Below are 12,711 nucleotides of genomic sequence, written 5' to 3'. Positions count from 1 at the left end.
AATGATGCGGAAACTGTTCGTTCTCCTCTGGGCACTGGCGACATTCGTGGCGGCGCATGCCCAGGCTCAGCCGCCTGCCGTTTCGCCGGGCGACATCAATGCTGCGGGCGAACTGCGGATGTTGTCGCAACGCCTCGCCAAGTCCTATGTCCAGCTCGGCCTGGAAGTCCTCCCGGCTGCGGCGCTCGATCAGTTGCAGGACTCGATCCTGCGCTTCGAGCTTGGCCTAGGGCGCATGCAGGCGCTCACGGTGGCCGTTCCGTCGGCCGGGCCGGCAGTCGGACGCCTGAGGAATGATTGGTCGGCACTGCGGACTGTCGTTGCCGAGCCTGCCGATAGGACGCGTGCGCTGCTCGCATCGCAACACAGCCTCGCAGTCCTCGACGGCGCCGAAAGGCTCGTCGCCGCGCTGGCGGACGCCGCCGGGGGCGGCGATGCCCGCAGGATCGGCGAGGTCGGGCGGCTGCGCATGCTCTCGCAGCGCGTCGTGAAGGCCTACATGCTGTATTCGTGGGGCGCCGACACGGCGGCCAGTCACCGCGAGATGGAGGCGGCGGCCGATGAGTTCGGGCGCGGCCTGGCCGCCGTGGCGGCCTTGCCTGGGACAACGGCCGACGTGCGCGCGGAGATCGCCGAGATCTCGTTGCAGTGGGAGTGGCTGCGCACGGCACTGTCGGTCGAGGGCGCCGGCTCCTACCGGCTGGTTGTTGCGGAAGCGGCCGAATCGATACTGGCGGCCACCGATCGTCTGGTGCGGCTGCATGAGCCGCCGCAATCGCGCTGATCTGCGCCTGATCAATTCGCCTGAGGGGGAGACGATGGGTATTTCGCGCCGGCAATTCATCAAGTCCGCCGCGTCGCTCGGCGTCATCGCGCTCGCTCCGCGGGCCGGTGGCGCCGCCGTCGCGCGCACGGCAACGCTGCGAGCCGCGGTGATGGAGCAGGCGATCCGCGCCGGTGCACCGCGAACGAACTTCTGGGGTTTCAACGGCAGCGTGCCTGGGCCCTTGCTGCGGTATAGCAAGGGCGAGACCGTGCGCCTCGCCTTCCGCAATGCGCTGGAGGTCGAGTCTGCGGTCCATTGGCACGGGATCCGCGTGCCGAATGCCATGGATGGCGTCCCGTACGTCACGCAAAACCCGGTGCAACCGGGGGATGAGTTCGTTTACGAGTTTCAGCTCCCGGATTCCGGCACCTTCTGGTATCACCCGCACCAGTCGAGTTTCGAGCAGGTGCCGCGCGGGCTCTACGGAGCACTGATCGTCGAGGAGGAACGTCCGATCGAAGTCGACCGCGAACTCGTCTGGCTGTTGTCGGACGTGCGGATCGGGGATGACGGACTGCAGGTCGAGGATTTCGGCCGCATCCTCGACATCGCGAACGACGGGCGGATCGGAAACGAGGTTCTCCTCAACGGAATCGCGGCAGGCGCGGGGAACGTCCTGGAGGTCAGGAGTGGCGAGCGCATCAGGCTGCGCCTGATCAACGCCGCAGCCGCACGGATCTTCCAGCTCGAGTTGCACGGCCATGCCATGAACGTCATTGCGTATGACGGACAGGCCGTCGAGCCCCACGTCCTCGAGCAGCTCGTGCTCGGCCCGGGAATGCGGGCGGACCTGGTGATCGACTGCATGCAGGCACCGGGAAGCCGATTCCTCATGAACGATATCCATCGCCGCAGCGTCGGGCCGATCGCGTCATTCGTCTATGGCGATGCGTCGCCGGTGCGTCGCAAGCCGCTCGGCGCGCCGATGCGGCTGGCGCCCAACCGCTTGCCGGAGCCTGATCTGGGGAAAGCCTCCGAGCACTACATCATGTTCCAGGGCGGAATGCGGGGGGCTCCGACCTTGGGGATCGTCGACGGCAAACCGGCGCGCACCCACGAACTGATGGAGCGGCACGGGCTCGCGTGGACGATGAACTACACCGCGCGGCACGAGCATGCGTTGATGCATGAGCCCTTCCTGCATCTGCAGCGGGGCGAACATGTCGTTCTACGTATGGTCAACGAGACGGACTTCGTCCACCCCATGCACCTGCATGGCCATTTCTTCCGTGTCATTGCCGTCGACGGCCGCAAGCAGGCCCGTCCCGTCTGGCGCGACACGGTCATCATGGGGCCGCGCCAGACGATCGATGTGGCCTTCGTGGCCGACAATCCGGGAGACTGGATGTACCACTGTCACATCCTCGATCACGCCGCCGGTGGCATGATGGGGACGATCCGCGTGACCTGAAGCGGGCGCTCAGTGCCTGGCCGGCACCTTCGTGCCGAACCGGTCGCGCACTTCGCGGACCACCGCCGGATCGGCCCAGTCGCGCTGTCCGAGGTGGCTGCCGAGAATGCGGCCATCTCCGCCGACATACAATGTGTGAGGCAGGGCGACGACCCCGAGCGCGGCCATGGCCTGGCTGGGCGAATTCGCAATGCTTACCGGCATGCTAATCCCGTACTTCAGGACGAATTCCCGCACGAGATTGTGGTCGGTATCGACGGACAGGGCGAGCACGCGAATGCCCTCCGGTGCGAGGAGGGTCGCGAGGCGCTGCAGCGAAGGCATTTCGGTGCGGCAGGGGGCGCACCACGTTGCCCACAGGTTAACGACGGCCGGTCGGCCATTGAGCCAGTCCTGGCTGCGGACTGCGCCGCCCTCCAGGCTGGTGAGCTGGAGCGCAGGCATGGCTGTCGGCTTGTCCCCGCTTCCCGCCGCGGCGATCGGGGTGGTCAGAATTGCAGCGGCCGTGAGGAGGGCGAGGATGCGGTGCGAGTGCGTACCGGGCGAGGCTGGCGTACGCGGGGTGCCGGCCGGCTGGCGATCAGAATCTCGAGTCATCAATTCGCGGCTTCCTTTCCTTTCTGGCAATTTTGGCATAGCGGCCAAGATGCTCGAGGATGGAACGACGCGTCAATCCGATGACTGCGATTTCCGTGAAGATGACGACGATGGCGACGAGATACGCGCTCCAGACATAGAGGCCGTCCCCGCCCATCGCCCAGAATTGGCTCCAGCTTTCCCAGTTCATGGTCGGGCTCCGAAATTCCGCTCCACCCACTCGCTGTTGCGTTCGCGCTTCAGGATCACATTGCGCAGGCGGGCGAGCGTCGCTGCGGTCGCGTAGGCAAGCAGGCCCAAGCTCATCAGGATTATTCCTGCTGCGATGATCGGACTGTCAGGGGCGGACAGCCCCTGCGGTGCGGAGCCATGCATGGTGCTCCAGCGAAAGACAGAGAAGTACAGCAGCGGCAATCCGAACGCACCGACGAGGGCCAGCAGGCCGCTGGCCCGGTCGGCGCGACGGGTGTCGTCAATGGCTTCCTGCAATGCGATGTACCCAAGAAAGAGGAACAGCACAAGCAGCTCCGCGGTCAGGCGCGCTTCCCATACCCACCATGTACCCCAAATCGGCTTGCCCCATAGGGAGCCGGTCCACAGTGCCAGGAATGCGAACAGTGCGCCGGTCGGGGCGAGGGCGGAAGCGATCATCGAGAGGAGACGCTGCCGCCTGAACAATCCGTAGCCGGCAGTCGCAGCGGTGAAGAAATAGATCGCGACGGATAGCCAGAGCGAAGGCGTGTGTATGAAGGCGATACGGTAGTGCTCGTGCTGGTGCGGATCCGTCTGTGCGACGGCCAGTCCGACGAACAGCCCTCCCGCACAGAGTACGGCCGCCGCAAATGCAAACCACGGCAAGAACCGGCCAGCATGAACGTAGCCGCGCTGCGGGGTCGCGCGCGACCAGGCCGGCAGGGGCGGTGATTCGTCCGGGCTGAGGGTGCTGCTGAGTGCGGGCATCGTGTAGTGCGTGTGCGATGGTGGGGCAGTACTGCTGGTCTAGCAATCGGCATGCCGACATGCGGACAGGGAGGATCCGGTGCCGTTGCAGGTGCCGTGAGGCCTTCGATGGGGATGGTTGCGGCGGCTGATGCTGGGGCTTCCTGATTTCGGGAAGCGGGGGCTCTACTTGCAGGGCTCCCGCACCAGGTACGGGAGGCCCTTGCAGGACGGGGTCAGCCCGGGATGTATATGCCTGCGCTGCGGATTGCCTTGACCAGTTCACTGGTCGACTGTTCCAGCAGCTTGATTCCAGCTTCGAAATCCTTGCGTGATGCGGCCGCTTCGGCTTCGCCGCGCAGCGCGCCCGCGTTGGTGAGGAATTCGGTGACGCGCGGGCTCATCGGCGCGCCGGCGAGTTTTTCTTCGAGCAGGACCTTCACGAGCATCTTGTGCGTTTCGTTGCGGTCGATCTCGTAGTGATATTCCTCTTCCTTCGACGCGAAGTTGAGCGAGCGGACCAGTGTATCGCCCGAACGCATCGAGCTTACCGACGCCTTGGCCAGGAGGTATGCCTGTTCGAGAATCGTGCGACCGCTCGCGTATTGTCCGGCGGACGCCTTGCGCTCGGCGTCGGCGATGAGCGCCTCGACCTGGCGGCTGCTTTCCTGCGATTCCTTGTTGCCCTTTTCGGACGCGATGCGCTGTTGTGCCGAGAGCAGGGCACGGACGCTCTCGAGCTTGTTCTTGTAGTCGGTTTCGACTTTCTGGGCCGTGACGCTTTCGGGTGCCGCGAGCCGCGCTGCCTCGAACATCGTCTTGCTTGCGGCGGAAAGGAGGCTGGACGCCTTGGCGAGGTCGCCCGCATCGAAGGCGGATTTCGCCTGGTTGTATTGATCCTTGGCGGCCTTGCGTTTCTCGATGGCTGCCGCCTCGCCGCTGGATTCGATCTGGCGTGCGGCGGTGGATTTCTCGATCAGCGTTCCGACCGACTCGAAGCGGCGTTCGAGCTGGGTCCGGTCGGGCTCGTTGGCCTGCAGGCGGCTGGAGGCGCTGCCGGCCGGCGTGCCGGTATCGGACTGGGCTCCCGCCGTGCCGACGGTTGCGAGCAGCAGCGCAAGGGCTGCATGCCCAAGAATCCTTGTGTGGCGGTTGGACTTGATCATTTCGGACTCCCGGGCATGCATGTTTCCGACTATCCAGACGACTTACTGGCCCGTACGGGCGATCGGACCGTCCTTCTTCTTCGAGTGGCACAGACGGCACTCGGACACGGGGAAGGCAACCTTGCCGTGGCAAACCCCGCACTTCTGTCCGAGCAGGATCGCCGCCATGCTGATCTGGTTGGCGCCTTTCTGCGGGATGAAGATTGCCGGGTGGCAGTTGGAGCAGTCAAGCCACTCGGTGTGCTGCTTGTGCGGGTAGACCACGTCCGGCATCGAGCCCTTGACTTCGCGCACGATGTTGAGGTCCATCACGACGGGCACCGCATTGGGGTCGAGGCGGTCCCAGCGCGGGTTGATCGCACGATCTTCGAGGGCCTTGACCCAGTTCACGCGGTTCCCCGCGTTGCTGCGTGGCAGCGTCTCGAACGCCGACAGCGGCGGCATGAGGGCCGTGGTGCCTTCGCTGGCCGGGTCATGGATGCCGTCCTGCGTCGGCGGCAGGTTACGCTGGTTGGCGGGCTTCAGCAGGCGATTGAAGCGGTTTACGTCGGTGGCGGGGGCGGTTGCCGGAGCGGCGGCTGCCGGGGCAGCGGCCGGTGCCGCAGCCGCTGCGGGTTTGCCCTTGGCGTCCTGGGCGATGGCTGCTGCCGACCCGAGCAGGCCGGTCGCGAAGACGGTCAGGAAGAGGGTAGAGATACGGCGGGTCATTTCTTGCTACCTCCTTGCCCGACGGGAACTGCCAGTTTCTGGATGGTGCTTTCGTGCACTTGCGTGGGGGTGTTGGGCTTGCCGGAGTGGCAAAGGTCACAGTTCTCGACCGACCAGGCGATCTCGCCGTTGTGGCATGCGCCGCAGAACTGGCCGTCGATGATCTTCAGCATCGTGATCTCGTTGCCGCCAGCCTTGAACTGGAAGCCCAGGTCCGCGTGGCAGACCTTGCAGCGGAAGCGGATCCGGTGGAACCAGTGGGGGAAGATCGCAGGGCGCATGCCGGCTGCGTCGGCGTAGTTGTTGATCACGATATCGCCGTACTCTGCGCGGCTGTCGGACGGAGTCCACAGCGTGATCGCCACGACTGCAAACAGCAGTGCGGTGAGCCCACGGCGGACTCTTGTTACCCACGGGACCTGCTTCATAGTTCAACCCTCTTGAAAACGAGAACCGTTCCTGCCAGCCAAAATGCCCGAGTTTCCGTCGGCTGGCAACCAAACGAATGTATTCGTCCCCGATGCCTGACCAGACTGTTTGCGGTCGATGCAGGGGCTCATACTGCCGCAGCGGACCCGTGATCATCCGGTGAACGTGTGTCGGAAGGGGTCTGTTGCGCGTCGGACCGGTGCAATAAGCAAGAACCTTGCCTTCGCTCTATCACTATCGAATTAGTGGGGTGCGGAGAATCCGCAGGGGGCATGCGGACGCAGAATGTAACCGATTGTGTCGGTTGCGGGAATGGATTCCCGAAAGCGGGAATTTGTGGCGCGGTCCCGCGGCGAGTACCCCCGACCGCGGACGCGTTCGGTGCGGTGGCGCAGGTTCGGTCTTTGCTGCGCGTCAGTGTCCGTCGGCAGTGCCTGCGGCGTCGCGTGGACCGGCACGCCACTCCCACAGGGCCGATTCCGCACGTTCGCGGAAGGCATCGTCCGGTGCGGCACGGTGCAGGTAAGTCTGCATCGCACCCATGGCACCGGGACGGTCGCCGAGTGCTTCGAGGCTGATGGCGAGGCCGTAATAGGCGTTCACCTGATCGCGCCGCAGGTTGATCGCCGATTCGAAGAAATCGCGCGCGTGTTTCCACTGCTCGAGTCCGACGAGTGCGAAACCCATATTGACGTGCGCTTCGGGAAGTTCGGGGGCCAGCGCCAGCACCTGATGGAATGCGGTGAGGGCGTATTCGTACTGGCGCATGTGGAGCATTGCCACGCCCTGCTCGAAACGCGCCCGGACCTCCTGGAGGGTGGCTGCATCGCTGGCGGGGCTGCGGGCCTTGAGCGGCAGTATGTCCGCGAAGGCGAGAGGCTTCGCGGACTGCCTGTCTTCGCGCTGGGCGGGCAGCGCCAACAGCCCGCCCAGCGCAATGGTGGTCAATAGCGTGATGACTAGCGCGCGGCTGCGAACATCGTGGCGGTGCCTTGGTTGTTCTGCGGCATCGGGGCTGTGCGTGATCTGCATAATCTGACTATCCGGGGTGCGGCAACGAGTGCGAAAAAGGCGACGCCGGCGATGGTGACCGCACCTCCCAAGCCCGTGAGCGCCGCTGCGAGGATCGCGGTCGGGTCCGCGTCTGCAGCACTGAAGCCCGTCTTGCGTGGTGCGCCGAGGATGCCGCTCCATGCCAGGCCGCAGATGAGCATCGCTGTTCCTAATGCATAGAGCGTCAGCGGTCGGCGGGTCGGCCCCCGGGCTCCGTGCGCATCCGCCGAGGGCGTGAGTCGGGCCAGGACTGCTGCCATCTGGGCGAGCGTGAAGGCGCCGATTGTACCGTGATAATGGGCCGGGATAAGGGTCGTCTGGTCGTCGATGGCGGTTCCGGCGACAATGCCGATGCAATATAGCCCCAGTGATGCAGGAAACGCGACCGCACTGGCGGCGCGCGGGCGAAACAGCAACAGCAGGCCGAACACCAGCGGCGCCGGCCAGTTCGCCCAGCGCATGATGTGCGTGTGCAGTCCATGCAGGGTGCCGTGCTCGATGCCGGCGACGAGCAGCGCAGGCGCGATGAGTGCCGGCAGGGACGCTGCGGCGAAAAGGGGGATCGCCGTGCGTGCGGGAATACCGTCGGTGCCGGCCCGCTGAGCGAGGCGTAGCCAGATCGCCATCATCAAGGTGACGAAACCGAACTGCAGGATATGGCCCGCTCCCCACAGGGCGTCGATCAGCCCCATCTCCTGGCGCAATGCGGCGATGAGGTAGAGGGCCGCCAGGAGGAAGGGCACACGGGCAATCGCGAATCCCCATTCGGCGGCGTCACGCGGGCGGCTCAGCGATAGTGCAGCGGTCGCGACCGCAGCGAAGGCGAGCAGGGCTAGCGAACCGAGGAACAGCGGATGGTCGATGTAGGGAACGTAATTGGCGAGCACCGGAGGCCCCGGTGCGAAGAGACCGGCGAGGATGATGCCCGCGGCCCCGGCCGTGCCGGCGAGTTGAATCGGCCGCGCCAACCGCTCGCGTCCTGTGTCCAGTGTCTCGCTCCACAGCGCGCTCGCCATCGCGAAGTACCACAGCAGAGTAGCGAGGTTCACATGGACCACCAGCGCGCGCGGGAAGCTGTCGGACGGGACGAGCGATGTGAGTACCGGCGTGCGCGCGAGCACGAGGGCGGCGGCAGCGAGCGACGACAAGCCGAGCGAGGTGGCGGCAACAAGGAGCCAGCGATGGGAAACGTCCGACGGCCGGTCTGACGTGCGCATCATCATACGGCTCCCTGGTGCGGGGCGACGGAAACGAAGGGCACGCCGAAGAAGGTGAGGAAGGCGGTCACGAACACGGCCAGGATCAGGCCGGCATGCACCGGTGGAGAAAGACGGTAGGCGAGCCGGGCGTGTATCGTGAATGCGACCGTCAGCCAGGTGATGAAGGCCCAGGTTTCCAGCGGATCCCAGGCCCAGTAACGGCCCCAGGCATCCTGGGCCCAGATCGCACCCGCGATGAGCATCAAGGTATGGAAGATCAGCCCGATTGCCATGCAGCGGAACGCGAGCTCGTCGAGTTGGGGGCTGGCCGGCAGCTGTGCGAGACGTTGGCGGCCGAGACCCGCGTGGCGCATGAGAATGATGCATGACAGTCCGACGGCCACGAGCACGGCGCCGAGGAAAACCTTGCCCAGTCCGATATGGATGTACAGCCAGGGGGTGTTGTAGGTCGGGGGGTAATGCCCTTCGCCAGGGTGCGCGACCATCAGCCAGCCCAGCATGATGAACATGATGGGCATCACGACGGCGGCGGTGGCGCGGATCCGGCGGATGCGCCAGTAGGCGAGGATGTAGGCCGTCATCAGGCTCCAGACGTTCGAGCACAGGATCTCGAACATCGTGATGAAAGGGCCGTGCCCCAGGCGGTCCCAGCGCAGCCCGATCGAGATGGTCTGCAGCGAGAGCCCGGCAAGCATCAGCGCGAGTACCGAACGTTCCGGCTTCTTTCCCAGAACGACACCCACGACGGCAACGATGCCGGCAAGCACGTAGGCCGTCACCGCGGCCCAGAGGATCTGCAGTTCAAGTTCCATTTCAAGCATCCCACGGCCTGGCCGAGAATTTCAGCCAGAAATGCGCGCCCAGGCTGGCAACCGCGACGGCGCAGGCGGCAAGAAGCCACGGCAGGGTCCAGTCGTAGAACACGCGATATCCCATCCAGTTGCGCAGCCCCTCGAATTCCAGGGTGCCCTCGGCTGTTTGGAGCGAGTCTCCGGGGCGCAGTTCATGGCGGTCATCGCCGATGCGAACGATCAACTTGTAGCGCTCCGGCAGGCGGAAAGAAGTATGTTCGGCGGGGTCGAGCAAGACTTCGTCGATATCCAGCATCACCCAGATCGACAGAGTGCTCCCCGGCGGGCTCCATGCTGCGGCCTGGCTGTACTCCTTGAGGGGGTAGGGAGGGAGCTGAACCGATCCGAGGAAATCGTTGCCGTGAGCGTCGCGCCAGAGGAAGGTCAGGGCGAATCCCTTGTTGAACGTGGTGTAGAAGCGGTAGCCGGACAGCACCAGAGGCGTCTGGTCACCGATCATTTCCTCATGCCAGCGCCCGTTCCCCTCGCTCCAGGCGACCGCGTTGCGAGTGGCGCCACGCTGGAGCCCGGGCGCGTAGTCGATGCTGAAGCCCTTGTTCACGAAACGCACCTGCGCAATGTCGCCTGCATGCAGAGGCCCCCGCTGCGACTCGGCGAGCGTGCCGTCGAAAGGCACGCCTTCGGTGACGCCGACGTAGCCGGTGAGGTAGCTAAGCCGGCCGGCGGCAACGAGAAGCAGCAGCACGATGAGCGCGAGATGGAAGACCAGCAGCGCGGTCTGGCGTCGAAAGACCCCGTTGGTGAGTACCGCGGCTAGCAGGTTGAATGCCAACAGGATGAGCGGGACGACCAGTGGCCACGTGCGGGCGTCTTCACGCAGATAGGCAAACGCGACCCCGAAACCGAGCAGCGCGATCAGGGCGAGGGTCAGGCGAAGCGAAGCAGCGAGGCGCAATAGCCTCGCGCCCGCCGCGCGTCGCGCAGCCCTTTCCTCCTTGACGACGCTAAGCATCCTGCGGCTTGGGCCCCGTCATTCCGCGTCGGACTTCGCTCCGCCGAGATACTGGAAGATCGTCACTCGTCCATTGAACGTATCCGCCACGAACACGCGATTGAAGGAATCGACCCACACTCCACCCGGAAGATAGAAATTGCCGGATCCCTGGCCGACGCCGCCGATCGGCATCAGAAAATCCCCGGCCTCGTTGAAAATCAGCAAGTTGTCGTAATAAGACTCGACGACGTAGATATTGTTCTCGCTATCGACACCGACGCCTTTCGGCCGAACGAGATTGCCGTAGTAGAGTCCGCGCTTGCCGATGACCTGCGGTTTTTCGTCACCCTCGAGCGGGATCACCTGCACACGGCTGTTCATCGTGTCGGTGACGTAGAGCTTGCCCTGTCCGAGCGCTAAATGAGTCGGGAAGTTGAATTCACCGGGCGCCTCGCCGCGCTCGCCGATGATCCGCTCGAGACGCCCGTCGGGACTGAAAACCTTGATGTCGTGGGCGTAGGTGTCCGCGACGTAAATCAGGCCGGTGGCCGGATCGCGTGTGATCCCGGTCGGTCGCTGCAAGACTCCCGTGCCGATGGGTGGCAGCGGATTACCTTGTGCGTCCAGATGTGCGACGAGCTGCAATTCCGCATCGGAAACCCAGATGCCGCCCCCCTCCGCGAGGGTGACGCCGATGGGGGCGAGGAACCGCCGCAGCCCCACCGCGTATTCCCAGATCTTCAACTCTCCCGCAGGTTTGTCGAACACGAAGACGGCTGCGCGGCTGACGTCGGTGACGAATATCCGTTCCTGACTGTCGGCCACCACGGCCTGGGGGCGCTCCAGCACGTTCGGCTTTTCCTCTTCGAACAGGCCTACGACCCAGGCGAGAAACCTGACCACGCCACTCGTCGTCTCCTCGTCCCGAACGAAATTCGCTTCGCCGGTCAGCTGTCCGGCGAACTGGTAGCGTGGCACTTCCGGCTCGGCTGGCCACATGAGGCGTTTGCCCTCGGGGGCGTCGGTGAGGCCATAGTGCAGTCGCGCGGGGACGGACTGGGTTGCGCACCCGCTACTCAGCAGGGCGACGACAGCGAGTGTCGCCGCGATGATCGCAGTCGACGGAATTTGCCGAAGTCTCATGGTCTGGGGGGTACGACTGCAAAGACCGCTATCTTGCCACCTTGCGCATCGGAGATGTACGCCTGGAATCCGTCGATCGTCAGGGCGGTCATTTCCACCAGCCCGAGACTGGCCGCCTGAATTGCGCCCACGCGCTGCCGTCCCACAAAGATCTTCAGCAGACGGTCTCCGCGATCGATCACCCACACACGTCCATGCGTGTCGATCGCCAGGTCGACCGGATCGATCAGTTCGCCGTCGCCGAAGTGTCCCGAATACGCGCCATCCGGTCCGAAGGCGATGAGGCAGCGGCAGCGAGGGTCAATCCCGACAATGCCGAGTCGGTCGGCGGCAAGAAGGGTTGCGCCGGCAAGCTCGTCGGGAAACCCGTCGTTCCGCTCGAGCAGCGACTGCTCCATCCTTCCCGACGGATGGAACGCGAAGACACCACCTGCCCTGTCGGACATCCACAGGCGTCCCTGCGAGCGTTCGACGGCGATGTCGGCAGGCTGAAGGATTTCGAATTCGGACGAGAACAGGCTGATTCGTCGTCCGTCGCGACTTATACGCTCGACGCTCGCCTGGTTCGGCTGAAGGAGGTAGACGCTCCCATCGCGGTCGGTCTCCAGACGAATACCCGGTGCGGCAGTGATTTCGCGGAGAGGCGTGATCGCTTTCGTCACCGTGTCGATACGAAGCAGCAAGCGTCGTCCGCTGTCCGCAACGTACAAGTCAGGGCCGTTCGCGGCCACTGCCGACGGATGAAGAAGCTTGAGGTAAGAACCGGTGGGCGTGCGGATCGGCAGCGGAGACGGCGGGGATCCGAACCCGCCCAGGATCGACTCCTGCGGCGTCAGGAACGGTCGGGGATCGAACGGGGGCGAATCTGCCGCTGCGGCGCCCGATGTCGCTACCACCACCGCCAGCGCGAAGAACCGGTTGACTATTCGCCGGCAAAACCCTGTTGTTGCGCTACCAGCGCCCGGGGCCGAGGGTCTCATGGCCGCCGAAAATCCCGGGCGGCAGTCCTGCCTTGCCCGAATGACACAAGTCGCAATTTTCCACCGACCATGCAATTTCCCCATTGTGGCAGGCGCCGCAGAACCGGCCGTCAATGATGTCCGACATCTTGACGGCGTTCGAGCCTGCGCGCATCTTGAAGTTCAGTTCCGCATGACAGACCTTGCAGCGGAAACGTATGCGATGGAACCAGTGAGGGAAGATCACCGGTCGCATCCCTTCCTTTTCCGCATATCTGTTCAGCACGACGTCGGCATACTCCGCGCGTGCCGGAGTGCCAGCAAGAAACAGTCCTGCGATGATTGCCAGGCCGACAGCGAGGTGATGGAGGGCGAGACGAGAGATCATCGCTTTGTGGGAGGCGAGGTCCGCGGCGTGGCGGATGGAGGTGACGGCTGTCTCTTATACACATCT

General features: G+C 64.6%; 15 protein-coding genes. 2 read left to right on the top strand and 13 right to left on the bottom strand.

Annotation, left to right across the window (positions count from 1 at the left end; all coding sequences use genetic code 11):
- The first annotated feature begins 1 nt into the window (after window position 1).
- Together GO615_RS17525 and GO615_RS17520 are read left to right on the top strand one after the other, a co-directional pair.
- On the top strand, window positions 2-784 hold the full coding sequence (locus GO615_RS17525; RefSeq protein WP_169130443.1) for a type IV pili methyl-accepting chemotaxis transducer N-terminal domain-containing protein: 783 nt from the start codon (window positions 2-4) through the stop codon (window positions 782-784).
- On the top strand, window positions 762-2,237 hold the full coding sequence (locus GO615_RS17520) for a multicopper oxidase family protein (protein ID WP_246262347.1): 1,476 nt from the start codon (window positions 762-764) through the stop codon (window positions 2,235-2,237). The genes GO615_RS17525 and GO615_RS17520 overlap by 23 nt, the downstream gene beginning before the upstream one ends.
- Before the next feature lie 9 nt (window positions 2,238-2,246).
- Here the strand turns inward: GO615_RS17520 and GO615_RS17515 are convergent, their stop codons facing one another.
- The 13 genes from GO615_RS17515 to GO615_RS17455 form a co-directional block, all read right to left on the bottom strand.
- Window positions 2,247-2,834, bottom strand: a complete 588-nt coding sequence (locus GO615_RS17515; protein WP_246262346.1) for a TlpA family protein disulfide reductase — start codon at window positions 2,832-2,834, stop codon at window positions 2,247-2,249.
- Window positions 2,818-3,024, bottom strand: a complete 207-nt coding sequence (gene ccmD, locus GO615_RS17510) for a heme exporter protein CcmD (RefSeq protein ID WP_169130441.1) — start codon at window positions 3,022-3,024, stop codon at window positions 2,818-2,820. Before ccmD ends, GO615_RS17515 begins: the two co-directional genes overlap by 17 nt.
- Window positions 3,021-3,794: a cytochrome c biogenesis protein CcsA gene (ccsA, locus tag GO615_RS17505; protein ID WP_169130439.1), complete on the bottom strand. Its 774-nt coding sequence runs from the start codon at window positions 3,792-3,794 to the stop codon at window positions 3,021-3,023. Before ccsA (GO615_RS17505) ends, ccmD begins: the two co-directional genes overlap by 4 nt.
- Window positions 3,795-4,009: 215 nt before the next feature.
- Entirely contained in the window at window positions 4,010-4,939 is a 930-nt protein-coding gene (locus tag GO615_RS17500; RefSeq protein WP_246262345.1) for a hypothetical protein, read from the bottom strand.
- A gap of 42 nt (window positions 4,940-4,981) precedes the next feature.
- Entirely contained in the window at window positions 4,982-5,647 is a 666-nt protein-coding gene (locus GO615_RS17495; RefSeq protein ID WP_169130429.1) for a c(7)-type cytochrome triheme domain-containing protein, read from the bottom strand.
- Complete coding sequence (locus GO615_RS17490) at window positions 5,644-6,075, bottom strand: c(7)-type cytochrome triheme domain-containing protein (protein ID WP_169130427.1); 432 nt, start codon at window positions 6,073-6,075, stop codon at window positions 5,644-5,646. Before GO615_RS17490 ends, GO615_RS17495 begins: the two co-directional genes overlap by 4 nt.
- Window positions 6,076-6,490: 415 nt before the next feature.
- The gene (locus GO615_RS17485) at window positions 6,491-7,024 is read right to left on the bottom strand and encodes a tetratricopeptide repeat protein (RefSeq protein ID WP_169130425.1); all 534 of its coding nucleotides are present in this window, start codon (window positions 7,022-7,024) and stop codon (window positions 6,491-6,493) included.
- Window positions 7,025-7,035: 11 nt separating this feature from the next.
- Window positions 7,036-8,349 (bottom strand): hypothetical protein, encoded by a 1,314-nt coding sequence (locus tag GO615_RS17480; RefSeq protein ID WP_169130423.1) that lies wholly within the window; start codon window positions 8,347-8,349, stop codon window positions 7,036-7,038.
- Window positions 8,349-9,161, bottom strand: a complete 813-nt coding sequence (gene ccsA / locus GO615_RS17475; RefSeq protein WP_169130421.1) for a cytochrome c biogenesis protein CcsA — start codon at window positions 9,159-9,161, stop codon at window positions 8,349-8,351. The genes GO615_RS17480 and ccsA (GO615_RS17475) overlap by 1 nt, the downstream gene beginning before the upstream one ends.
- Window position 9,162: 1 nt before the next feature.
- Entirely contained in the window at window positions 9,163-10,173 is a 1,011-nt protein-coding gene (locus tag GO615_RS17470) for a cytochrome c biogenesis ResB family protein (RefSeq protein ID WP_169130410.1), read from the bottom strand.
- 18 nt (window positions 10,174-10,191) lie between these two features.
- Window positions 10,192-11,298 carry a 6-bladed beta-propeller gene (locus tag GO615_RS17465; protein WP_169130408.1) on the bottom strand — a complete coding sequence of 369 codons (1,107 nt, stop codon included), beginning with the start codon at window positions 11,296-11,298 and terminating at the stop codon, window positions 10,192-10,194.
- Complete coding sequence (locus GO615_RS17460) at window positions 11,295-12,278, bottom strand: NHL repeat-containing protein (RefSeq protein ID WP_246262344.1); 984 nt, start codon at window positions 12,276-12,278, stop codon at window positions 11,295-11,297. The genes GO615_RS17465 and GO615_RS17460 overlap by 4 nt, the downstream gene beginning before the upstream one ends.
- On the bottom strand, window positions 12,250-12,645 hold the full coding sequence (locus GO615_RS17455) for a c(7)-type cytochrome triheme domain-containing protein (protein WP_169130404.1): 396 nt from the start codon (window positions 12,643-12,645) through the stop codon (window positions 12,250-12,252). The genes GO615_RS17460 and GO615_RS17455 overlap by 29 nt, the downstream gene beginning before the upstream one ends.
- Between the last annotated feature and the right edge of the window lie 66 nt (window positions 12,646-12,711).

It is taken from the genome of Aromatoleum evansii (genome assembly GCF_012910805.1).
Lineage (GTDB): Bacteria > Pseudomonadota > Gammaproteobacteria > Burkholderiales > Rhodocyclaceae > Aromatoleum > Aromatoleum evansii.
The sequence above is the reverse complement of the archived record's forward strand: the minus strand, read 5'-3'. Positions and strand labels throughout refer to the sequence as shown.